We start from the raw sequence: 21,757 nt of genomic DNA on the forward strand, positions 1-21,757 counted from the left end.
ACGCTCCTTTTAATTGGGATCAGGCTTGGGGCTGAACAGGTCTGCAAGCAGGGACCGCAACCGGGCGACCTTTTCTTCGATTTCCCGCTGGGCAGGAAGGTCGCGTCTGCTTTTTTCCATGCCCTGGAGTATCTTCTCGTATTTTTGGAGTAATCCTGCCAGGTATCGCGGCAGCAGCGGGTGCTTGCTCTTCACAAGCAGCGGCCCGACCTCCATCTCCAAGGGCGTGGCGTCCCAGGGTTCGCCGCGCTCGGCCGCGATCACCTGGTAGAGGCGGTTTGACTCTTCGACCAGTTCTTCGTCTACTATCGCCCAGCCGTGGGATGCAAACCACTGCCTGATGGCCGCCTGCTGCTCCATAGGCTGCACAATGATACGGGAGGCTTTTTCAACCACTTCCGGCGACGCGTCAAGGATTTCCCGCATCGTGTTGCCCCCCATCCCCGCGAGGACCAGTACGTCAGCTTCCCCCGGCCGTACAACCGACAAACCGTCACCCAACCGGACATCGACCAGTTGAGTCAGGCCTCTCTCCCTGACTGCCTGCAAAGCAGCCGTGTAGGGTCCGTCCGCCACGTCCACCGCAATGGCCCGTGGAGAGATACCTTCTTCCACCAGGTAAAGGGGCAGCAGGGCGTGGTCTGTCCCAATGTCAGCAACCACTGCATCCGGTGTGACGTACCTTGCTACGGCAGCCAGACGCTCCCCCAGCTTCGCCATTTGATCGACCTCGGGCAATCAACTGTAATGACGTTCGACCCAGTATCAGCGTTTACAAAACAAAACGATGCCAATCACAGGATTTCTCTGCAGATTGGCATCGTCCTCTTTTGAAGCCATCTTTTCTATGCTATCGATCGCTGACCCCGCACCACTTCATGATGGTCAGCGCAAAGACCTCCGCGGCCTGGAGTATACTCTGTACCTCTATATACTCGTTTGGGTAGTGCGCTACATTGGTGACCCCCGGTCCAATCACCACCGTCGGAATACCCCCAACCTGTGTCAGCAGGCCGCCGTCGGTACCCCACGGTGAAGCCTTGATCTCCGGCTGAACCCCCATCACCTGCCCGTACGAATCAGTAAGGTACTGTATGATCGGATGATCCAGGTCGATACCGCCGGGAAGCCATTGCGCGCCGAACCATTCCACCCTCGCCGGATGCCCGGCAAACCACGGGTCGGCTTCCTGTAAAGCGGCTATGCTCTCTTCGAACTCCTTCCGTGCGCTTTCCATTTCCTCACCCGGCGCTACGCCCATGCGCCCCTCGATGGTGACCAGGTCAGGAACGGATGAAGGCCAGCTGCCGCCGTTGATGCGCCCGACGTTAATGGGCACCGGTATGGGCACGCCTCGATACAAAGGGTCATCCTTCCAGCGGAGGTTGCGGTTATACTCCAACTCTTCTATCCGTTTGAGGACAGCAACGGATTTTTCGATGGCGCTGACGCCTTCGTAGCGGGTCCCTCCATGGGCCACCCGTCCTTCGACCGTAACCCTGAACCACATAGACCCCTGCTGCTGCGCGTAGATCGCCATTCCAGACGGTTCGGGAACAAGAGCGGCATCGGCACGGTAGCCTCGAAGGATCGCGGCCAGCGTACCCGATCCCCCGCTCTCCTCCTCGATAACGCTTTCAATAATTACGTCGCCCCGTAATCGCACCCCGAGCGCCAACAGCGCCTCAACCGCCAATATCGCGGCAACCGTCCCGCCCTTCATGTCGGTGGCCCCGCGGCCATATACCTTTCCTTCAGTATGACACCCGGACCAGGGGGACTCACTCCACGCTGAAAGCTCGCCCGGCGGCACAACGTCGATATGCCCGTTGATGATCAACGATCGTCCGCCGCCGGTCCCCCTCAGGACGCCGACCACGTTCGGGCTTCCCGTAAAATCTTTGCGGGGTGAACAAAAGTACGGGTGGGCAAGCAGGTCGTCTCCTCCCTGTTCCCACACGTCGACTTCCATAGCAAGGTTCCGCAACTTCGTGGCCATCAATTCCTGAGCTTCTCGTTCGTGACCGGAAGTGCTGGCCGCCTGGATCAATCGTGAGAGGAAGGCCACTGTCTCCGGAGCCCGTGCGCTTAACCATAGTCTAAGCTGTTCCTGCATTAACGATCTCCCCTGTAACGGAGGTTTTCGAAAACAACAGCCATCCCCATCCCCCCGGACATACAGAGGGTTACCAATCCGTAACGCTCATTTCTTCTAATCAGTTCGTTCAGAAGCGTCATGGTCAGTTTCGGGCCCGTTGCTCCGACCGGGTGTCCAAGAGCGATGGCTCCGCCGTTGACATTGACCCTATCCGGGTTGAGTCCAAGTTCCTTTATTACGGCAATGGCCTGGGCGGCGAAGGCTTCGTTGAGTTCGATCAGCCCGATATCATCAAGATCAAGCCCTGCTTTCTCAAGGACTTTCCTGGTAGCCGGCGCTGGAGCTATGCCCATAACCGCCGGGTCAACCCCGACACTGGCCGCCGCCACTATCCTGGCCTTGGGCCTGAGGTTGTATTGCCCGGCCTTTTCGGCTGACATTACCAGGACCACGGCCGCTGCATCGTTCATAGGGCAAGCATTCCCGGCAGTCACCGTGCCCCCGTCCAGGAATACGGCAGGTAGCCTGCCCATTTGCTCAAGTGAGATATCCTTCCTGACCGTTTCGTCCTCATCAAAAACCACCGTTTCCCGTCCCCTCTTAACTTCGAGGGGGACGATTTCCTCTTTGAAAGCCCCATTTTCTATGGCCCGGGCCGCCTTGCGGTGACTCATATACGCGAACTCGTCCTGCGCTTCCCGGGTTATGCCATAATGGCGGGCCAGGCGCTCGGCGGTGACACCCATATGTTCGTTTTGCAGGGCACACACCAGGCCGTCCACCAGCAGCGCGTCTTCCAATGCAAGATCGCCGTATTTTTTGCCCCAGCGGCACCTGACAAGGTGAGGCACCTGGCTCATGCTCTCGGCCCCGCCGGCGATGATCATTTTACTTTCGCCGGCCTTAATCGCAGTAGCAGCTACGGTGATCGCCTTAAGACCCGATGCGCAGGCTTTTATTACAACGTGGGCGGGGGTTTCTTTGGGAAACCCTGCTTTCTGCGAAGCGATACGGGCGATGTTCAGCCCGCCGCCATGGATGTAACCGTTGCCCAGAATGATTTCCTCTACGTCCTCACGGGAGATACCAGTTCTTAGGACAAGATCATTGAGAACGTGTGTCGCAAGGCGTGAAGCCGGAACATTACAGAGAGTCCTACCGAACATTCCTACCGCTGTCCTGCATCCGTCGACAATTACTGCGTCGCGCAATTCATCAAACCCCCGTCAGACTAAAACTGGCCAACGTTATTAGGAATAATCAAGGGTGCGCTGGTGGCCCGGACAACGTCTTCGATACTGTATTCCTCAGTTACCTCTCTAAGGACCAGCCCTTCGCCGGTCACTTCAATTACCGCCATATCGGTGATAATGAGGTTGACAGCATCCCTGACCGTGAGAGGATATGTGCACTCCGGCATAATCTTGGACATTCCGTCCCTGGAAAGGTGTTCTGTCACCACCACAACCCTTTTTGCCTTCTGCGCCAGGTCGATGGCGCCCCCCATTCCCGGAACCCTCTTTCCCGGCACAATCCAGTTCGCGAGATCACCCCTGACGCTGACCTGCAGCGCCCCAAGGATGGTGATGTCAAGAAGGCCGCACCGAATCATGCCGAAGGCGATGGTGCTGTCGAAGTAGGATGCTCCCTCCGCAAGGGTAACGGGCAGTCCACCCGCATTGCACAGGAAAGCGTCTTCCTGGCCCGGCTCCGGGGTTCTGTCGTAACCCAGAATCCCGTTTTCCGCCTGGAACACCACGTGCACCCCTTCGGGGACGTAATCGGCGACCAGCGTTGGGATGCCGATGCCCAGGTTGACAATCATCCCGCTTTTCAACTCCCGGGCTGCCCGCCGGGCGATCAACCGCCTTTTTTCTCTTCCCAGGCCCAACGCCAGTTCACCCCCTTGCTGGGGATCACCATGTTGACAAAAATCCCCGGTGTAACGATGACCTCGGGGTCCAGGGAACCAAGGGGAACAATTTCGTCAGCCTCGGCAATGGTAAAGTCGGCAGCCATCGCAACCAATGGGTTAAAGTTGCGGCCGCTGCGGATGTAGGTGAGATTGCCGAATGGATCGGCTTTCGCGGCGTGAACAATGGCTACCTCCGCGCGCAACGCGGTCTCCAACAGGTATTCCTTACCGTCAACCGTGACCTTCTGCTTGCCGTTTTCGACTACTGTACCGATCCCAACATCGGTCAGAATCCCCGCCAGACCGACGCCTCCGGCCCGAATACGCTCGGCGAGCGTCCCTTGGGGACTGAATTCAACCTCAAGTTCTCCCCTGTGCATCAGCTCTCCGGCATGCGGATTGGATCCGATATGCGAAGTAATGATCTTTCTGACCCGGCCGGCGGTGACCAGACGGCCGACCCCCACATCCGGGAACCCGGTGTCGTTACCAATTAGGAAAAGGTCTTTGACACCCTTACGCAGGATACCCTCAATCAGCGTCGGCGGTGTACCGATACCGCCAAACCCGCCGTACATCAATACCGTTCCGTCCCTGAAATACTCGAGTGCGTCCTCCAGGTCAGCCACCTTGGAGAGGGCTTGTTCTCTACTGCTGATCTGTGCCACCTCGTTTCAATCAGATGGTCTGCAGGTACTGCTGCCGGAATTCCGTAGCAAGCTTTGCCTCGACTTGCGTCAATGTATAATCGAGGGTTTCAGTAATCTTGTGTATCTCGCTCTTGGTAACTGTAAGAGGAGGACCGATCATAATGACGGCGCCCGCCGGGTCAACAAAACCCCCGCTGGCATTGTAGATAATGAGCCCGTTTTCCATGGCCTGATCGATGACCATGCCCGCCACGTTTAGTTCGCTTTGAAACGGTTCCCTGGTCAAGGGATCCTTGACAAGTTCAAGTCCCCACATCATGCCAAGGCCCCGGACGTCGCCAATAGTCGGATGTTTATGGGCCAGCCAACGCAGCCTGCGCTCAAGGTACCGGGCTTTTTTGTCAAGCTTTTGGACAAGCTCATGCCTGAGAAGGTAGTTCACGACGGCCAGAGCCACAGCAGAGGACAGTGGATTGGCGCTAAAGGTGTGCCCGCTCATGATACCGCCGCAGCCTCTGCTGATCGTCTCCATGATTCTGTCGCTGACCATCGTGGCCGCGATCGGAGTGTAGCCCCCGCTCAAGCCCTTGCCGATGGCCATAATATCCGGTTCAATGCCCCAGTGGTTCACGGCAAACATTTTTCCCGTTCTCCCGAAGCCGGTCATCACCTCGTCGGCAATCAGAAGGATGTTGTACCGGTTGCATATTTCCGCAATCTTCTCGTAATAGCCCGGAGGCGGTACAATCGCGCCACCCGAGGCCCCAATAACCGGTTCGAAAATAAAGGCGGCGATGTACTCGGGGCCCAAGAGTTGAATCGATGTCTCGAGCATTTGAGCGCAGAACAATTCACACTCGGGGTGCCTGCGACCCAGGGGACAGCGGTAACAATAGGGCGGGGGTACCACCGGGTAATCCTGCAACAGTTGTACAAAGGGCCTCCTGCGGGCGGTGTGACCGGACATAGAAAGGGCGCCCAGGGTGATGCCGTGGTAGCTCATCCAGCGGGAGATAACCCGGTTCTTTGTAGGTAAACCTCGCTCTTGCCAGTATTGAACAGCTATTTTCATCGCGGTTTCTGTCGCTTCTGAACCACTGTTTACATAAAAAGTCCAATTCAAGTCCCCGGGCGCAAGAGCGGCCAGCAGGCGGGCAAGTTCCTCGGACGGGCGGTTGGCAAACTGGCCGCGGTAAGTAAAGGCCACTTTCAGCGCCTGATGGCGCATCGCCTTGGCAATGGTGACGTTTCCGTGCCCGATGTTGGCGGTAAAAGCCCCGGAACACCCGTCAATGTAACTCTTGCCGTTAAGGTCATATAGATAGACACCCTTCCCGTGAGACACCACAGGGTACTCCTTGGAAAGGTCCGGTTTAATCACGTGTGAACGGACATCCATCCTGCTCATCCTCTGCTATGAATCTGGGGTAAATCTTTCTTTGTTCGAGATATGCCGGCCCCGTTAACGGAGATAACGCTTTCTTCTAACTCTATGAAAGACTCAGTGACAAATCCATTGGCCTAAAACGTACATCTTAGGGCGATAAAATTATACATTTTGTATAATTTTACACTTCACTTCTGCCAATTGAAAAATTAATATAGGTACAAACCGTAGCGTACGGACCATAACATACAGATAAGGTGCAAATTTCCAAGTATCTTCGTGGCAGGAGATCGCAATGACACTTTCCGTTCGAGAAGCTCTAAGCACAACCGCTCTTCAATACGGAAGGCTGGTAGCAGGGAAAACCGGCCTGGATAATGACATCAGGTGGGTTACCATTGTCGAAGTCCTTGAAGATGCCGGAAGACTGGCCGAGGGCGAATTCCTTATCACTACGGCGTACGGTTTGGACGCCGAACCCGGCAAGAAGGCCCGTTTTGTCGAAAGCCTGGCGGCAAGAAGACTGTCCGGGGTGGCGGTCCTGACCGGTTTTTATCTGCCGGAGGTTACCCCCGATCTGATTGAAGAGGCTGACAAGTACGGCCTGCCCTTAATTGAACTTCCCAGCTTCTTGAACTTTTCTGACATCACTCAGTCCATTCTTCATAAGATCGTCCATAGCAAGTACGACCTGTTGGACTTCTCGGAAAACATCCACCAGGAACTCCTCCAGTTGCTGCTTTCCAGTAAAGGCTTTCCCTCAATCGCCGAACTGCTTGCGGAACGGACGGGAGGCAGTGTCACAATCTGTGATCAGCAATGGCAGATCCTGGCTCGGACAAAGCACACCAGCATCCCCGATATTGAGCAATGCGACCGCGACATTGTCGATGCGTTTCAGTCAGGGGCCCTTATGAAGGCCTTACAGCAGCGGGAAGTCGTCCATTTTGAGTCATTCTGTGACGGCGTACCGATCATTAATACTGCCGTACCTGTCAGCGCAAACGACAAGATTTACGGCTTCATCATCCTTACCAAGCTTTTAAACGCTTTCACTGAACTGGACCGCATATCTATAGGCCACGCCGCCATGGTCTGCGGACTGGAGTTCTTACGCATTAAATCCGTTGAAGAGGCCGAGTGGAGGATGCAGGGTGATTTCCTGGAAGAAATCCTGTCCGGGAAATGGCTTAAGGTTCCGATGATTGTGGAGAAAGGCAGATCGATGGGCTACGATTTTTCGAAGCCCCACAGCATCTTTGTGTCGAAGATATGCACGCCAATAGCTGATGAAGCCTTGATGAGAGAGCACCTGCGTGAGCTTTACGAAACGGCGAAGCAGGTCTTTGCCGAAAGCAACATCAAAGTCTTGCCCAAGTTGCGTCACGACTCACTGGTACTCCTTCTGGAAGGTGAGTCTCTGTCCAAGGATAAGCTCACACCCATTGTTCAAAAGCTCAGAACCGTGTGGAAAACCAAAGCCCCGACAATCAAGACCGTCATGGGCATAGGCACTCCGCGAACGGTAATTGACCAACTGGCCAAGTGCGCCGATGAAGCTGACATGGCTCTCAACTTTGGTCAGTCTCTCAACCTCTGTGACCAGGTTTGCTTTTACGAAGACTTAGGAATCTTCCACTGGCTGATTAAACTTCATGAGGCAAAGGTCGACCTAAAGTCAATGGCCGAGAAAGTCCTCGGCAACCTGATAGAGTATGACCGGAAACACGGAAGCAGATTACTCGAGACTCTAGAAACGTACCTTACACTAAATCAAAACATGCAGCAGACCGCCAGTGCGCTCTTTATTCACCGGCACTCGCTGAAATACCGGCTGAGCAGGATCGAGGCAAAAACCGGGTTAAGCCTTAAGGACTACAACCACCGCACACAATTGCAGCTCGCGATCTATATTCATAAATTCTTGCAGGCTCTTGAAAGTTGACGGCTTGCCACAATACAGATCAATTGATACAATACAGGCGTAAATATTTACGGAACACGATGCAGTGTCCAAGGACGATGAAGCCCGGACTGCCACATGGCGGTTCAGGGCTTATTTGTTTATTATGACGAGGTAAAACATAATTTGTTTATACACAGTGTAGTACTCTCTCCTGCATATTTGTGACATCCTGACGTATGTTTTTCAGCCAGACATCAACTTAAAATAAATAGTATACAAAATTGCGAATCATTATTCAAGGAGGGTGTCACATGAAGAGGGTCTCATTTGTCTTCGGGGTACTGATTCTATCTCTTCTGCTCATCACCGGTTGCGGCGGGGACAAGCAGGAACCGGCAGCTGAGGACCAGACGAAACAAATCTTCTCCTTTGCCTGCTCCGGCGCCTATGATCCGTTCAGCTTCTATGATGAGAAAACGAATGAGCTAACCGGGTTTGACGTGGAAATCGGCATTGCCCTGGCTGAAAAGATGGGGATGAAGCCTATGCCCCAATCCGCCCCGTGGCAAAGCTTGATCACCGGCCTTAAAGCGGAACGCTACGACGCGATTATCGGAAGCATGACCATTACCGAAGAGCGGCTGAAAGAAGTCGACTTCACCGACCCCTACTATGTTTCCGGCCCCAAACTCTTCGTCCGCAAAGATTCCGCTATCAAGTCGGTAGATGATCTCAAGCAAGATACCGCCATCGGTGTCCTTAGCTCCAGTGTTTATGAAGAGCTGGCGAAAAAGTATTCGAGTAACCTGAAGTTCTATGATTCCGACGTAACCGCCCTGAGAGACCTTGCCCAGGGCAGGAGCGAAGCCGTGATTACCGACCAAAACGTGGGGGTTATTACGGCCAATAAGGCTAACCTGGATGTTGTCGCTGTCGGCGACCTGTTGATGGTTGAGAACATCGGCATTGCCGTCCGTAAGGGCAGCCCGCTCCGCGAAAAGCTTAACCAGGCCTTGAAGGATATCAAAGCCGACGGCACCTACCTCAAGATTTGTGAAAAGTACGTGGGTATGGACATCAGCGGCGACAAGTAGTAAGACGTTCAATCGCCTACAGTTTGGACGGGCGGGCCAATGTGCCCGCCCGTCCCATCAAGGCTGAGAAAGGGTGTCCCGAACCTGCACCACAGACGGAGGTGAGGCAGCATTGGAGTTCTTGCAGGGTCTGATCCATCACTTTATCAATTCGGCGCCCATATTCATTGATGCCGCAGGACTGACCTTCAGGTTAACGCTTACCGCTCTCTTCTTTGGAGTTTTCATCGGACTCTTTTTTGCCTTTCTCAAGATTTCAAAGCGTAAGTACTTGAACGTTATCGCCGACGCGTATATCACCGTTATCCGCGGGACACCGCTCATTGTTCAGATTTTCTGGATTTATTTCGGCATTACGGGCCTCTTTACCTTTGAAGCTTTTTGGGCAGCTTCCATTGCTCTTGCCGTTCACAACGGGGCTTACATAGCCGAAATCTTCAGAGCCGGCATCCAGTCCATAGACCGCGGGCAGATGGAAGCCGCCCGATCCCTGGGGATGAGCTATCAGCTGGCAATGCGACGGATCATTCTTCCCCAGGCTTTCAGGCGGGTGATCCCTCCCCTGGGCAACCAGTTCATCATCGGCCTTAAGGACTCATCGCTGGCCGCCTTTGTGACGATGCCGGAACTGTTCCAGATCGCGATGCGGCGCGCAGCCGCCACGTGTGCCGACCTCGAGTACTACACCATCGCCGGCTTTTACTACCTGTTTATGGTTATTGTCTTCAGTTACCTGGTTAACAAGCTTGAAAAGCGCCTGGAAGCCGGGCGTGAATAACGTGTTCAAAACCTGTTGGAGGGAGCAGTATTGATCAGAGTCGTTGGCCTGCACAAGTATTTTGGCAATCTTCATGTTTTAAAAGGCGTAAACCTTGAGGTCAAAGCCAGTGAAGTTGTGGTTTTGATCGGCGCCAGCGGTTCCGGCAAAAGTACGCTGCTCCGCTGCATCAACTTCCTGGAGAAAGCTGATGAAGGCGAGATTTACATTGACGGTCAGCAAATCGTCAGAAAGAAGCACGACCTGAACCAGATCCGGCAGGAAGTGGGGATGGTTTTCCAGTTGTTTAATCTTTTCCCCCACAAAACGGTTCTGGGGAATGTAATTGAGGCACCCGTTCATGTGAAGAAAATGCGGCGAGACGAAGCGGTCGAACGGGGCAAGGAACTGCTCGCCAAGGTCGGGCTGTCAGACAAAGCGGATGTCTACCCTGCTCAACTGTCCGGCGGTCAGAAACAGAGAGTCGCTATCGCCAGGGCTCTGGCAATGAATCCCCGGGTGATGCTTTTCGATGAGCCCACGTCAGCCCTTGACCCGGAACTGGTGGGCGAGGTACTCCAGGTTATGAAGGACCTGGCCCGGGAAGGCATGACGATGATCGTCGTCACCCACGAAATGGGGTTTGCCCGGGAGGTTGCCGACCGCATCGTCATGATGGACGAGGGTCAGATCATAGAAGAAGGAGAACCAACGGCTCTGTTCCAAAACCCACAAATGGAGAGGACCAAGAAGTTTCTCTCGCAGATTCTTTAAGATCCAGGCACCTTCATCATCAGCAGACCCCAAAACAGAGAGAATGTTGTGACCTGCATACTTGATGGTACGTGCGGTCCTTGGCCCAATACGAGTGTGATGCAGTCGGTCTGACATCTCACACCTTGATGTTGAACCCGAGGTTTACCTCATTCGCCGGTTTCCCGCCCCGGATACCCCAGTTTTCCAACGGCGGTTCATGCAGCACAATGATGATATCGTTGCCGTCGATACCGGGATTCTTGCCCAGGTTGGCGACGACGGCCTGGAAAAGTCGCTTTTTGGCCTCAGCCGAACGGCCCTTGAACATCACAATTTCGATAATGACAGCGTTTTCACTTTTGGTGGGTGAAATCTCAAAGTGATCGGCGTCCAGCTCGTAAAGCCTCTGGTTGCGGTCATGGTCGGGGATTTTGATGGCCTGTACAAGCGCCTCGTGGACACCGTCGAGCACCGCTTTTTTGTAGGCAGCCGGCTTCCCCGCCCGCATTTCGATTCTCACCAACGGCATTGCACTCCCTCCTTCCTTTAGGCAGTTTAACATTCCAGGGAGAGTTTCAACAGCCGTTCTTTGAAAAAGCAAGCAGTGCTTTAAAAAAGGGAGACCACAACCGAAGCTGTGGTCTCGCTTGTGATTATTGACTCTTCCCCGTCACTTACACCTCTATGCCGGCGCTCTTAGCCGCGACGGCCTTTCGGTACGCCTCCCCGAAGAGGAAAGCCAGGACACAGCCGGCGTAAAATCCGCCGAAAATGCAGATAAGCCATCCAATGACCGGGATTACATTTAGAAGCATGAGACCGATGAAAAGGACAATGGAGAACAGGTAAGCTCCCAGGTAGCTGCCGAAAGCCGCACCGATGTAAGTAAAGACAGTGCCGAGGCTGAAGGCTCTGCCGAAACCGCCGGTAGCAGCGTAGTGGGCAAGGGCCATCGGCAGTATGAACCAGACCGCCGGCAAACACAGGAGGCCCAGCAGAGACGCTCCGGAAAGGTCGCTGCTCAAAGCGCTGTCAATGCCCCCGCCGATTCCAAGAATAATCGCCGGGATCAGCATGTAGACAAAACTGATGACAAGGACGACCATCCCTTTGACGAATTTATCTCCCCAGTTTTCCCAGGCGGGCATCTCGTGTTTCTCTCGGAACGCGTTCGCCATAACCTCGATAAAATACCCGAGGCACAGGAAATTGACGATCGGGATGAGGTTGAGGACCGCCCCGATGATGACCTTAACAAGATTCCCTTCCACAAGCGGGAGGCTCAAGGCTTTTCCGACGTTCACTTTCTTCCCTTCTTTCGTAAGGCTTTGTACCTTGCCTTTCATCAGGATATTCAGCAGTGCCAAATATTAGCACGGGAAATATGCCTTGTTTGCCTAAAACAAAAAACCAAGGTTCGTCACCTTGGTTTCATTAGTCTTATTTTGGTGGGCGATAGTGGGATCGAACCACTGACCCCTTGCTTGTAAGGCAAGTGCTCTCCCTCTGAGCTAATCGCCCATTTGTGATGCGGGAAGTGAGAGGTTGGATGTGGGACCTTTCACGGTAGGAATTCGGCTCCGCCGAATTCCTTCTTCTGCCTCTCACCTCTGACTTCCCACTTCTCACCTCTTTTTTGGTGGGCCCACCAGGATTCGAACCTGGAACCAGCCGGTTATGCATCCCACTACAGCTTTCGCTGCCCCTTTCGGGTTTGTGGTCTGGACTATCCCTTCACCCCTTATAGGGTGCCTGCCGTCTAGTCTCTACACCTTCCTCATAAGAGGCTTGGCTCGGGATTACCATACCTTACGGCTTAGGCTTCCCCGAATTTGGCAGGTTTCACCTGGAGATTACTCTCCAGGCAGCCCTTGACAGCAGGTCATATCAAGATGTCTTGACTTAGACTCGCTGTCTTGAGCCGGATGCTCTGACCGTTGAGCTATGGGCCCCTCAAAAAATTATATGACGGGCACCCCCCGCCCGTCAAATCGTTTGCCTACTCAAGATAGTCCTTGAGTTTCTTCGAGCGGCTTGGATGCCTCAGCTTGCGTAGCGTCTTGGCCTCAATCTGGCGAATGCGCTCCCGTGTAACTCCGAATTTCTGGCCCACCTCCTCCAGCGTCCGCGTGCGGCCGTCGTCCAGGCCGAAACGCAGGCGCAGGACGCGCTGCTCGCGCTCGGTAAGTGTTTTCAAGACTTCATTGAGTTGTTCGCGCAACAGCGTGAAAGAGGCTTCCTCAGCCGGAGCCTGCGCATCCTGGTCCTCGATGAAGTCACCCAGGTGCGAGTCTTCTTCCTCGCCGATGGGTGTTTCCAAAGAAACTGGCTCCTGGGCGATCTTCATGATCTCCCGGACCTTATCCTCGGAAATGTCCATCTCCCTGGCGATTTCATCGGGAGTAGGCTCCCGTCCAAGTTCCTGCAGGAGCTGCCGCGAGACACGGATCAGCTTGTTGATCGTCTCGACCATGTGCACCGGGATGCGGATGGTCCGGGCCTGGTCGGCGATAGCCCTGGTAATGGCCTGGCGAATCCACCACGTTGCGTAGGTACTGAACTTGTATCCCTTGCGATAGTCGAATTTCTCCACAGCCTTGATCAGGCCGAGGTTTCCTTCCTGAATTAAATCAAGGAACAGCATGCCGCGCCCGACATACCGCTTGGCGATGCTGACGACAAGGCGCAGGTTGGCCTCGATCAGGCGCCGCTTGGCCTCGGCATCACCCTCTTCCATGGCCATGGCCAGTTTGACCTCCTCCGCAGGGGTCAACAGGGGGATGCGGCCAATTTCCTTGAGGTACATCCTTACCGGATCATCTATATCAACGCCGTCGGGAACAACGAAATCTGCTTCTTCTTCTATATCCTCATCAGCCTTGACCTCGTCCAGACCTTCCAGGTCAGACACCTCAGGGACCACCTCGATTCCCATCCCCGGGAGCTTTTCGTAAAATTCCTCAATCTGTTCTGGAGACAAGTCCGCTTTTTGCAGGCCGTCCATGATCTCCCCGTAAGTAAGGACGCCACGCTCCCTGCCTTTTTCAATCAGTGCCTGCATCGCGCTAGATAACTCCTCCTGCATTTTCGCTCCCTCCTTTCAAGGATGATGTACAGAGTTGATTAATAGCGATTTTAAGGCGGGCTGCCTGCTCATGGTCCCCGGCCTGCTCCGCAGCGGCCAGGTCCGCCAGCAAGGCTTGCCTTTTTTCCTTGGCAATTAAGCGTTTGAGCGCAGGAATAAGTTCACTCAGCCCTGGTCTTGCCTCTATTTCCCCGAATCCGCTCATCAGGGCGCTGAACGCAGCCTGGTCGGCTTCATCGAGATAGGTCGCCAGCAGCGCCGGCTTGAATCCCGGCTGTGTTGCATGCCGGACCAGAACATTAAAAATGCGCTGGTAAGATGCGTCGGTAAAAAACTGATCGCCTAGCTCCTGTCTCGCAATTTCAATGCACGCGGGGTTTTCGATTGCCTGGTAAAGCAAGCCTGCTTCGGCCCGTTGTCTGGCCTGAGGTCGTTTAATAATTATATTATGCAAGTTTTTAGCAATTTTATCCGAATCTGGCCAATTTTCTGCGTGCTCTGCCGCGTATTTCGTCAGTTCGGCTTTAACGGTATCCAAAGACAGGCTTAAGGACCGAGCGATTAACCGTATCCCCTCTTCCTTTTCCACCTCACTGGCCAGGCTGTGCAAACTGGGCAGTACCTGGTGCAAGACTGCAAGCTTTTGCACGGTTGTACGCGCCCCGGTTTGGCGGATGGCGTGCTGCAACCTGTATTCGAGCAGCGGCACCGCTTTGTCGACCAGGGCCTGCCATTCCTCGGCACCGTGCGTCTTCAAGAAGTCATCCGGATCCTTGCCGTCCGGAATACTCACCACCCGTACCCGGCACCCCAGATCCTTCAATATGTCCAGTCCCCTGAGCGTCGCCGTTTCCCCGGCAAAGTCGGCATCGTAAGCAATTACGACATCCATCGTACAGCGGGTCAGCAGCTTGGCCTGTTCTCTGGTAAGGGCCGTTCCCAGCGAGGCCACCACGTTTGACTGCCCGAACTGGTGGGCGGCGATGGCGTCCATGTAGCCCTCGACAATCACCGCAAACCCGGCCTCCCGGATCGCCTGGCGCGCGAGGTTTAAGGCGTAGAGTTCCTGTCCCTTGCTGAAAATGGCCGTTTCCGGAGAGTTCAGGTACTTAGGCTGGCTGTCGTCCATCACCCGGCCCCCGAAACCGACGATCTTACCCCGGCTGTTGGCCACCGGAAAGATCACGCGGTTCCGAAAACGGTCGTAGATGCGGCCCCGCTCGCCCCGTACGGCCAGCCCGTAGCCGGCAAGCTCCTCGGGGGAATACCCGTGGCGGCCCAGGAATTCGAGCAGGGCATCCCACCGCGGCGGGGCGTAACCCAGTTGGAACTTCCGGAGCGTTTCCACCGAAAGACCCCGTCTAGCCAGGTACTGCCTGGCTCCCTCAGCCACTGCTTCCCGTTCGAGGACGCTCTGGTAGAATTCCGCGGCCAGCGCGTTGGCGCCCCACAACCGTTCGTGCTTGCGGACGGCGGCAGGCTGGTATTCCGGGATCCTGATCCCGACACGCCCGGCCAAGAACCGCACGCTTTCGGGAAAATCCAGGTTTTCTTTAAGCATTATGAACTTGTAGGCGTTTCCTCCCACCCCGCATCCAAAACAATAAAACATCTGTTTATCGGGGGTGACAGAAAAAGAAGGTGTCTTCTCCTGGTGGAAAGGGCACAGCCCCCATAAGCTTCGGCCCTTTTTTTCCAGGCGGACGTACTCTCCGATGAGTTCGGCGATGTCCACCCGGTCAAGGACCTCCGCCACCAGTTCATCCGGGATCAACCCGCGCATAAGACCACCTTCCGAGACCAGGCGGGGAACCTCTCAGTAAGATATTTCGCTGGCACTATAGAATTTCCTGCACCTGCCTTCGACAATTTTTGGGCGCGAAATAAGGTGTTATTTCAAGCAATCCAGTGAACAAGCGCTTTTTCGACTCCCTTGGGGAGCCATGCCGCGTGCTTACCTCTCGCCGCCCAGGCGCACAGGGAACGGCTTGGGCACGAACAGCGCCTCGAACATAGCCACGGCGTAGCGGTCGGTCATTCCCGCCACGTAGTCGCACACTACCTGGGCCTCGCCGACCTCATCGACGCGTTTGCGGTATTCCTCCGGGATACGCTCCACGTGCCTGGCGAAGTATTGGTAGAGGCTCTGCACCACGTGCTTGGCTTTTCCCTCCTCGCGTTTGGCATCCGAGCAGAGATAGACGTTGGCGAAAAGGTAGTTGCGCAGATCGTCCATGGCCTTCTGAATCTCCGGGCTCATCCTGACCACGGGCTGGTCCCAGCTTTGTTCGATCAGGTTCCTGACCATCCTGTCGATACGCTGGCGGTGCACGGCTCCCAAAACGGCGATGCATTCCCGGGGCAACTGTTCCAGGGTCAGGAGGCCGCTACGCAGGGCGTCGTCAATGTCGTGATTGATATAAGCAATACGGTCGGCGATGCGGACGATCTGGCCTTCCAGCGTCGCCGGCGGGTCGGGCCCCGTATGGGTCCTGATGCCGTCGCGGACCTCCCAGGTGAGGTTCAGGCCGCCCTGCCCCTCGAGCAAATCGACGACCCGCAGGCTTTGCTCGTTATGATTGAATCCGCCGGGGTGAATCTCGCGCAAGGCGTACTCGCCCGTATGGCCGAAAGGCGTGTGTCCCAGGTCGTGTCCCAGGGCGATGGCCTCCGTCAGGTCTTCGTTGAGGCGCAGGGCCCGGGCTATCGTGCGGGCAATCTGGGCTACCTCCAGCGTGTGGGTCAGGCGCGTGCGGTAGTGATCGCCCTCCGGGATGATGAAAACCTGGGTTTTGTGCTTGAGGCGCCTGAAACTCTTGGAATGGATAATCCGATCCCGGTCGCGCTGGAACGCCGTCCGTATCGTGCACTCTTCCTCCGGGCGCTGGCGCCCCTTCGTAGCAGTGCTGCGCGAGGCATACCTGGAAAGGTGTTGTTCCATCGCTTCGGTCCACCCGCGAAAGTCAGGCATTTTCCCCACCCTTACAACTGAGATAATTAAACCCCGGCGGAGAGAGGATCCGACCGGGGTTGGCTGTCGTTTATGCCTGAGCGCGGCGTCCCTTGCGCAGGGACTCCGTGGCCCGGGCCACCTCTACCACCCGGCGAACCAGTATGGGCACCCTTTTAAAAACCTCGGTGTCATCCTTGGCCGGCTGCTGGGCGCAGACCCCGAAGTGGCCGGCGTCCGCCGAAACGTGCCCGTCCCCGACCAGGATCATGCCCTGGACGAGTAGCATGTTGTGCAGGGTCCTCAACGTCCCTTCCTGGCCGCCGAAACGCGCACCGCCCACGGTGACGGCCGCCCCCACGACGTTGACGAGAGCCAACTCGGAACGGAGCTTGCGGGTCTTATCCCAGAAGGCTTTCAGCTGCGCCGAGACCGTCCCGAAGTAGACCGGGCTGCCCATGATAACGGCGTCCGCCCGCCGGAGCAGGTTGAACATCTCTTCCAAAGCCGTCCCCTGGTAGCATACACCCTTGCACGGCGAGGAACAGTGCGTGCAGAAAGCCGTCCTGGCGGCCCCTACGCCTTCCGACACCTGCAGGAGAAGGGTGTCCGCGCCGAGGGCTTTTGCCTCGGCCAGCGCCGCCCCGAGAATCTCTGCCGTATTCCCGTTCTTGCGGGGGCTTCCGTTGAGCCCGACGATAAGCATAACCTACACTCCTAAAAAGAAACCAAGAAAAATCTTGCCCTAAAGCATACGCCGGCTGTTTAAAAAAATTGACACATACTCGAAACTATACCAGAGCAACTCGGAAAAGAACACTGTATACAGGGCCGCGCGGCGTAAGCACGCTGCGCATCAAGTCAACCGAGGCGACCGTGAACGCCGCCGAGCCGTCCATCCCCACCGTTTCGTCCGGCAAGCGCACCTTCCGCCCCTCCCGTACCCGCCCGAGAGTCAGGTGCGGCTTGAAACCCCTTGTTTCCCGGGGAAAACCTGCAGGCGCGAGGGCGTCTTCAACCCTGTCCCAGACCTTGCGCAGCGCCTCCAGGTCGCCGCCGACCCCCACCCAAATCACGCGGGGAGGCCGGCCGAAAGTGCCTGTCCCCTGCAGCAACAGTTCAAAAGGCTGCAGACCGGCCAAGGCCTCCTGGACTTTTGCGGTGATGTCGGGCACGAGGATATCGGGCGCCTCTCCCAAAAATTTCACGGTTAGGTGCAGGTTTTCCTGCTCCACCCATTTGACCCCCGGACAAAATTTCGCCAGTTCCTTTTGAACGCTGGCCAGCCGGCTCTTGAGCGGCTCCGGCAGGTTAACGGCCCAGAACAGCCGCATTATCCCGCTCAACGGTATAACCTCCTGACAAGCCGAGGGATAAGAAAGGCGCCCGTAGGCGCGCCAACCGACTCAATGTCCAGTGCTTCAATGTGCTATGGTTCGAGCCTGTGTCTTTCGCCCTTCCAGTAAATTTCAAGCACCTTGCTGGCCGTTTCCTCGACGGCCTTGTTGGTGACGTCGATCACCGAGCACCCGGCGCGCTGAAAGATCTGCTTGGCGTAGTCCAGTTCGCGCAGGATACGCTCGGTGTTAGCGTAGTCGGCCTCGGCGGGCAGTCCCAGCGTCTTTAGGCGTTCCTGGCGTATCTGCAGCAGCTGTTCGGGTTTGACGGTGAGCCCGACCAGCCGGTGCGGCGGCAGTTTGAAGATTTCTTGCGGCGGGGCGACCTCGGGAACAAGCGGCACGTTGGCTGCCTTGATCCGCTTGTGGGCCAGGTACATGCAAAGAGGCGTCTTGCCGGTGCGCGAAACCCCAAGGATCACCAGGTCGGCCTGGCTGATCCCCCGCGGGTCCTTGCCGTCGTCGTACTTGACGGCGAACTCGATGGCCTCGACACGCCGGAAGTACTCCTCGTCGACCTTGCGCATCAGGCCCGGCTCCAGCTTGGGCATATCGTGGGAAACCCTGGCCAGCGCGTCGACGACCGGGCTCATGATATCGATAGCCGGCAGGTTACGGCGCGCCGCTTCCCGGATCAGTACATCGCGGAGTTCCGGAATGATCAGGGTAAAAACGATAACGCTGGGGAAGCCGCCGGCCTCCTCTAAAATCTCGGGGATCTCCTCCGGATGGGTAACGTAAGGCACGCGCCGGATCTCGACGTGCCCGCCGTTAAACTGGCTGGCCGCTGCCCTGGCCACCAATTCGGCCGTCTCCCCCACCGAGTCGGAGACGATATAGATGATCGGACGGATATCGCTTGTAACCTTGAACGCCTCCTTACCGGGTAACCCCTAGTCTTGACTTTTCCACTGTATCAATCGCCTTCGCCGAGTTCGACAAACAAGCGGGCGATGTTGGTCTTGGAAAGGCGACCCACCACCTCGTAGCGAACGGTTCCCCCCGGTCCCTGGACCGGCTTGACGACGGGCAAGGCATCGACTTCGTGGCTTACAAGTCTTTTGGCCGCCTGCCACACCGTTTCGTCGGGGTCAGCCATCGCCACGTTCGGCATCCGGGTCATCACCACGCCGATGGGGAGCTTGTGCAGGTCCTGTCCGCCGACACAGACTTTGAGCAGATCTTTACGCGAAACGACACCCTGGAGGTGGCCCTGTTCGTTCACGACAAAGAGGGTGCCGACGTCTTCCAGGAACAACGTAATGATGGCCGAATGGGTTGAACTGTCGTCACGGACGACGACGGGAACCGATTTGATGTCTCCCACCTTAACCCTGCGCAGGCGCTGGGCGACGATACGGTTCGGCGACTTGCCGCTGAAGTAGTAACCGACCCGGGGGCGGGCCTCGAGGAGGCCGGCCATGGTCAGGATCGCCAGGTCAGGGCGCAACGTGGCCCTGGTGAGTTTGAGCTGTTCGGCGATCTGCTCGCTGGTTATCGGGCCTTGGGCCTTGACGATTTCGAGGATTAATTCCTGGCGCTTGGTGAGGTCCAAATGCCGCCACCTCCCCCGGAAGCAAGCGATAGTGCTATACTATTTGCTCCGTGCGGGCCAATACTGCTGTAATATACTATCCCCGGGGAGCCTTTCCCTGCCCGAAAACCGGACAATTTTATATCATTAGGCGAGCACCAGCCTGGAGAGGTCGGCCACGGGCCTGGCCAGCGCGGCAATCCCGTTCAGCAGGGCCAGCCTGTTTTGGCGTACGGCCTCGTCGTCCACCATGACCAGCACGGCGTCAAAGAAGGCGTCCACGGGCGCACGCAGCGCGGCAAGGGCGCGCAGGCCGTCGAGGTAATGTCCCCGGGTGAACAGGGGCAGGACTTCCTCCCTAACCCGCAGGTAGGCCTCGAAGAGCTTTCTCTCGGCCGGGTCGGCGAAAAGGGCGGGATCCACATCCGATCCTGTCGCGTGCTTGGCGAGGTTGCCCGCCCGCGTGAGGGCCGTATGCACGTCGGCGAAGAGCCGCTCGTCCTCGCGCAGGAGCGCCACGGCCTGAACCCTGCGCCAGGCGTCGAGGACATCGTCGAAGGGCACGGCCAGGACGGCGTCGAGTATGTCGTAAGCAAACCCCTTTTCTGTGAAGATGCCGCGGAGCCGCTGCTTGACAAAGTCGTTGAGCGCCTCGGTCATCTCCCCTGCCGCAACCTTCAGGCGGTCGCCGTAAAGCGCGTGAGCCCTGGCAAAAAGACCGCTTAAAGACAGGCGGCGGCCCTGTTCGAGAAGGATGTGGCACATGCCCAGGGCCTGACGACGCAAGGCGTAGGGGTCTTGGGACCCGCTGGGCTGAATACCCCGTCCGAAGCAGCCCGCCAGGTTGTCGGCCCGTTCGGCCAGGCTGAGCACGGTGCCCGCCGGGGTAGACGGGAGGTCGTCGCCGGCGAAACGCGGCAGGTAATGCTCGTAGATCGCCTCGGCCACGATAGGATCCTCTCCCGAACGCAGGGCGTACTCGCGACCCATAATCCCCTGGAGTTCCGGAAACTCGTAGACCATGCTGCTAACCAGGTCGGCCTTGCACAAAAGCGCCGCGCGCAAGGCAAAATCACGGTCGGCCGCCGGGAGATCAAGGGCCTCCGACAAATACCCGGCCAATGCCTTGAGCCGTTGGGCCTTGTCGTAAACCGAACCCAGCTCCTCCTGAAAAACGATCTTCTTCAAGCCTTCAACTTTGTCGGCCAGCGGGATCGCCAGGTCTTCGCGGAAGAAAAACTCGGCGTCGGCCAGACGGGCCCGCAAGACCTTTTCATTTCCCGCTCTTACAGTGTCAAGATATTCAGGTCTGCCGTTGTGCACGCCAACAAATTTGTTCATCAGCTTCCCGTCGGTACCGTAAACCGGGAAGTAGCGCTGGTGCTCGCGCATCGGGGTGACCAGCACGGGTTCCGGCAGTTCGAGGTAATTCTCGGGGAAGCTGCCCACAAAGGCGGTGGGGTACTCCAGGAGGTTTGTCACCTCTTCCAGCAGTTCATCGTCTTCGCCCGCCTCTCCCCCGGCAAGCTGCGCCGCGCGCCGGACCTGGTCCCAGACCTCGCGGCGCCGCTCGTCCTGGTTCACGATGACGCCGGCATCGCGCATAACCGGGAAATAATCACCCGCCTGCCCCAGGCGGTGCGGCCCCGGGTTCAGGAAACGGTGACCGAACGTCCGGCGTCCCGCTTCCACACCGGCGAGGCTGAAGGTGATGACTTCGCCGCCGAACAGGGCAACGAGCCACCGGATCGGGCGGGCGAACTTCAGTTCCTCGTCACCCCAGCGCATCGGCTTGGGGAACGAAAGACCAGTGATCAGGCGGGGACAGATCTCGGCCAAAACTTGAGCGGCCGGACGCCCGGTTTCCCGGCGCACGGCAAAGACGTATTCCACCTTGCCGACGGTCCGGGTGACCAGCTGCGAGACTTCAACCCCCTGGCTGCGCGCAAAGCCTTCGGCCGCCCTGGTGGGCCGGCCCTGAATGTCGTAGGCTGCCTTAGCCGGGGGACCCTTGACTTCCATTTCCACGAAAGCCTGTTCCTCGACCAAGTCCCGGACGTAAAGCACTAGCCGCCGCGGTGTCCCGTAGGTGTCCACCGTGCCGTAATCCAGGCGGTATTCCTTGAAAAAGCTTTGCGCCAGGCCGCCCAGTTCTTCGAGGGCGGGGTTGAGAAACCGTGCGGGCAGCTCTTCGAGGCCGATTTCCAGCAAAAAATCGCGCGCCATCG

At 56.8% G+C, this 21,757-nt stretch carries 20 protein-coding genes and 1 tRNA gene; 4 read left to right on the top strand and 17 right to left on the bottom strand.

Going from position 1 to position 21,757, the window contains the following annotated elements:
• Positions 1 to 9: 9 nt before the first annotated feature.
• The 6 genes from ACPV0M_RS07290 to ACPV0M_RS07315 all read right to left on the bottom strand — a co-directional run bounded on the left by ACPV0M_RS07290 (position 10) and on the right by ACPV0M_RS07315 (position 6,062).
• Positions 10 to 720, bottom strand: a complete 711-nt coding sequence (locus ACPV0M_RS07290) for a tRNA (adenine(22)-N(1))-methyltransferase (protein ID WP_425620016.1) — start codon at positions 718 to 720, stop codon at positions 10 to 12.
• Positions 721 to 850: 130 nt separating this feature from the next.
• On the bottom strand, positions 851 to 2,116 hold the full coding sequence (locus ACPV0M_RS07295; protein WP_425620017.1) for a peptidase: 1,266 nt from the start codon (positions 2,114 to 2,116) through the stop codon (positions 851 to 853).
• Positions 2,116 to 3,309, bottom strand: a complete 1,194-nt coding sequence (locus ACPV0M_RS07300) for a thiolase family protein (protein WP_425620018.1) — start codon at positions 3,307 to 3,309, stop codon at positions 2,116 to 2,118. Before ACPV0M_RS07300 ends, ACPV0M_RS07295 begins: the two co-directional genes overlap by 1 nt.
• A gap of 20 nt (positions 3,310 to 3,329) precedes the next feature.
• A complete protein-coding gene (locus ACPV0M_RS07305; RefSeq protein ID WP_425620019.1) occupies positions 3,330 to 3,989 on the bottom strand; it encodes a 3-oxoacid CoA-transferase subunit B in 660 nt (219 codons plus the stop codon).
• Entirely contained in the window at positions 3,959 to 4,642 is a 684-nt protein-coding gene (locus ACPV0M_RS07310; protein ID WP_425622151.1) for a CoA transferase subunit A, read from the bottom strand. The genes ACPV0M_RS07305 and ACPV0M_RS07310 overlap by 31 nt, the downstream gene beginning before the upstream one ends.
• Positions 4,643 to 4,691: 49 nt before the next feature.
• Complete coding sequence (locus ACPV0M_RS07315) at positions 4,692 to 6,062, bottom strand: aspartate aminotransferase family protein (protein ID WP_425620020.1); 1,371 nt, start codon at positions 6,060 to 6,062, stop codon at positions 4,692 to 4,694.
• A gap of 283 nt (positions 6,063 to 6,345) precedes the next feature.
• Between ACPV0M_RS07315 and ACPV0M_RS07320 the strand changes: the two genes are divergently transcribed.
• The 4 genes from ACPV0M_RS07320 (at position 6,346) to ACPV0M_RS07335 (ending at position 10,581) form a co-directional block, all read left to right on the top strand.
• Positions 6,346 to 7,995 carry a PucR family transcriptional regulator gene (locus ACPV0M_RS07320; protein ID WP_425620021.1) on the top strand — a complete coding sequence of 550 codons (1,650 nt, stop codon included), beginning with the start codon at positions 6,346 to 6,348 and terminating at the stop codon, positions 7,993 to 7,995.
• Positions 7,996 to 8,267: 272 nt separating this feature from the next.
• The gene (locus ACPV0M_RS07325) at positions 8,268 to 9,050 is read left to right on the top strand and encodes a transporter substrate-binding domain-containing protein (RefSeq protein ID WP_425620022.1); all 783 of its coding nucleotides are present in this window, start codon (positions 8,268 to 8,270) and stop codon (positions 9,048 to 9,050) included.
• 130 nt (positions 9,051 to 9,180) lie between these two features.
• Complete coding sequence (locus tag ACPV0M_RS07330) at positions 9,181 to 9,828, top strand: amino acid ABC transporter permease (RefSeq protein ID WP_425622152.1); 648 nt, start codon at positions 9,181 to 9,183, stop codon at positions 9,826 to 9,828.
• 30 nt (positions 9,829 to 9,858) lie between these two features.
• Positions 9,859 to 10,581 carry an amino acid ABC transporter ATP-binding protein gene (locus ACPV0M_RS07335; RefSeq protein ID WP_425620023.1) on the top strand — a complete coding sequence of 241 codons (723 nt, stop codon included), beginning with the start codon at positions 9,859 to 9,861 and terminating at the stop codon, positions 10,579 to 10,581.
• A 118-nt stretch (positions 10,582 to 10,699) separates the two neighbouring features.
• On the opposite strand, the gene ACPV0M_RS07340 is transcribed toward ACPV0M_RS07335, so the two are convergent.
• The 11 genes from ACPV0M_RS07340 to glyS all read right to left on the bottom strand — a co-directional run bounded on the left by ACPV0M_RS07340 (position 10,700) and on the right by glyS (position 21,755).
• On the bottom strand, positions 10,700 to 11,092 hold the full coding sequence (locus ACPV0M_RS07340) for a tautomerase family protein (RefSeq protein WP_425620024.1): 393 nt from the start codon (positions 11,090 to 11,092) through the stop codon (positions 10,700 to 10,702).
• A gap of 145 nt (positions 11,093 to 11,237) precedes the next feature.
• On the bottom strand, positions 11,238 to 11,867 hold the full coding sequence (locus ACPV0M_RS07345; protein WP_425620025.1) for a DUF4013 domain-containing protein: 630 nt from the start codon (positions 11,865 to 11,867) through the stop codon (positions 11,238 to 11,240).
• A 142-nt stretch (positions 11,868 to 12,009) separates the two neighbouring features.
• Positions 12,010 to 12,084 (bottom strand) — tRNA-Val (locus ACPV0M_RS07350).
• A 478-nt stretch (positions 12,085 to 12,562) separates the two neighbouring features.
• Positions 12,563 to 13,648, bottom strand: a complete 1,086-nt coding sequence (gene rpoD, locus ACPV0M_RS07355; RefSeq protein ID WP_425620026.1) for an RNA polymerase sigma factor RpoD — start codon at positions 13,646 to 13,648, stop codon at positions 12,563 to 12,565.
• Entirely contained in the window at positions 13,629 to 15,431 is a 1,803-nt protein-coding gene (gene dnaG / locus ACPV0M_RS07360) for a DNA primase (RefSeq protein ID WP_425620027.1), read from the bottom strand. The genes rpoD and dnaG overlap by 20 nt, the downstream gene beginning before the upstream one ends.
• A gap of 171 nt (positions 15,432 to 15,602) precedes the next feature.
• A complete protein-coding gene (locus ACPV0M_RS07365; protein WP_425620028.1) occupies positions 15,603 to 16,619 on the bottom strand; it encodes a deoxyguanosinetriphosphate triphosphohydrolase in 1,017 nt (338 codons plus the stop codon).
• A gap of 70 nt (positions 16,620 to 16,689) precedes the next feature.
• A complete protein-coding gene (locus ACPV0M_RS07370) occupies positions 16,690 to 17,304 on the bottom strand; it encodes a flavodoxin family protein (protein WP_425620029.1) in 615 nt (204 codons plus the stop codon).
• An 85-nt stretch (positions 17,305 to 17,389) separates the two neighbouring features.
• Entirely contained in the window at positions 17,390 to 17,944 is a 555-nt protein-coding gene (gene thpR, locus ACPV0M_RS07375; protein ID WP_425620030.1) for an RNA 2',3'-cyclic phosphodiesterase, read from the bottom strand.
• A gap of 83 nt (positions 17,945 to 18,027) precedes the next feature.
• Positions 18,028 to 18,840: a pyruvate, water dikinase regulatory protein gene (locus tag ACPV0M_RS07380; protein WP_425622153.1), complete on the bottom strand. Its 813-nt coding sequence runs from the start codon at positions 18,838 to 18,840 to the stop codon at positions 18,028 to 18,030.
• A gap of 71 nt (positions 18,841 to 18,911) precedes the next feature.
• Entirely contained in the window at positions 18,912 to 19,550 is a 639-nt protein-coding gene (locus ACPV0M_RS07385) for a helix-turn-helix transcriptional regulator (protein ID WP_425620031.1), read from the bottom strand.
• Positions 19,551 to 19,676: 126 nt separating this feature from the next.
• Positions 19,677 to 21,755: a glycine--tRNA ligase subunit beta gene (glyS, locus tag ACPV0M_RS07390; protein WP_425620032.1), complete on the bottom strand. Its 2,079-nt coding sequence runs from the start codon at positions 21,753 to 21,755 to the stop codon at positions 19,677 to 19,679.
• Between the last annotated feature and the right edge of the window lie 2 nt (positions 21,756 to 21,757).

This window comes from Desulfosceptrum tomskiensis (genome assembly GCF_049818055.1).
Taxonomy (GTDB): Bacteria; Bacillota; Desulfotomaculia; order Desulfotomaculales; family JASEER01; genus JBFLVT01.

Bases quoted from the DNA above. Each gene is read 5' to 3' on its own strand.
- ACPV0M_RS07290 (WP_425620016.1), bottom strand. From the start codon at position 720: ATGGCGAAGCTGGGGGAGCGTCTGGCTGCCGTAGCAAGGTACGTCACA.
- ACPV0M_RS07295 (WP_425620017.1), bottom strand. From the start codon at position 2,116: ATGCAGGAACAGCTTAGACTATGGTTAAGCGCACGGGCTCCGGAGACA.
- ACPV0M_RS07315 (WP_425620020.1), bottom strand. From the start codon at position 6,062: ATGGATGTCCGTTCACACGTGATTAAACCGGACCTTTCCAAGGAGTAC.
- ACPV0M_RS07320 (WP_425620021.1), top strand. From the start codon at position 6,346: ATGACACTTTCCGTTCGAGAAGCTCTAAGCACAACCGCTCTTCAATAC.
- ACPV0M_RS07325 (WP_425620022.1), top strand. From the start codon at position 8,268: ATGAAGAGGGTCTCATTTGTCTTCGGGGTACTGATTCTATCTCTTCTG.
- ACPV0M_RS07340 (WP_425620024.1), bottom strand. From the start codon at position 11,092: ATGCCGTTGGTGAGAATCGAAATGCGGGCGGGGAAGCCGGCTGCCTAC.
- rpoD (WP_425620026.1), bottom strand. From the start codon at position 13,648: ATGCAGGAGGAGTTATCTAGCGCGATGCAGGCACTGATTGAAAAAGGC.
- dnaG (WP_425620027.1), bottom strand. From the start codon at position 15,431: ATGCGCGGGTTGATCCCGGATGAACTGGTGGCGGAGGTCCTTGACCGG.
- ACPV0M_RS07365 (WP_425620028.1), bottom strand. From the start codon at position 16,619: ATGCCTGACTTTCGCGGGTGGACCGAAGCGATGGAACAACACCTTTCC.
- ACPV0M_RS07370 (WP_425620029.1), bottom strand. From the start codon at position 17,304: ATGCTTATCGTCGGGCTCAACGGAAGCCCCCGCAAGAACGGGAATACG.
- glyS (WP_425620032.1), bottom strand. From the start codon at position 21,755: ATGGCGCGCGATTTTTTGCTGGAAATCGGCCTCGAAGAGCTGCCCGCA.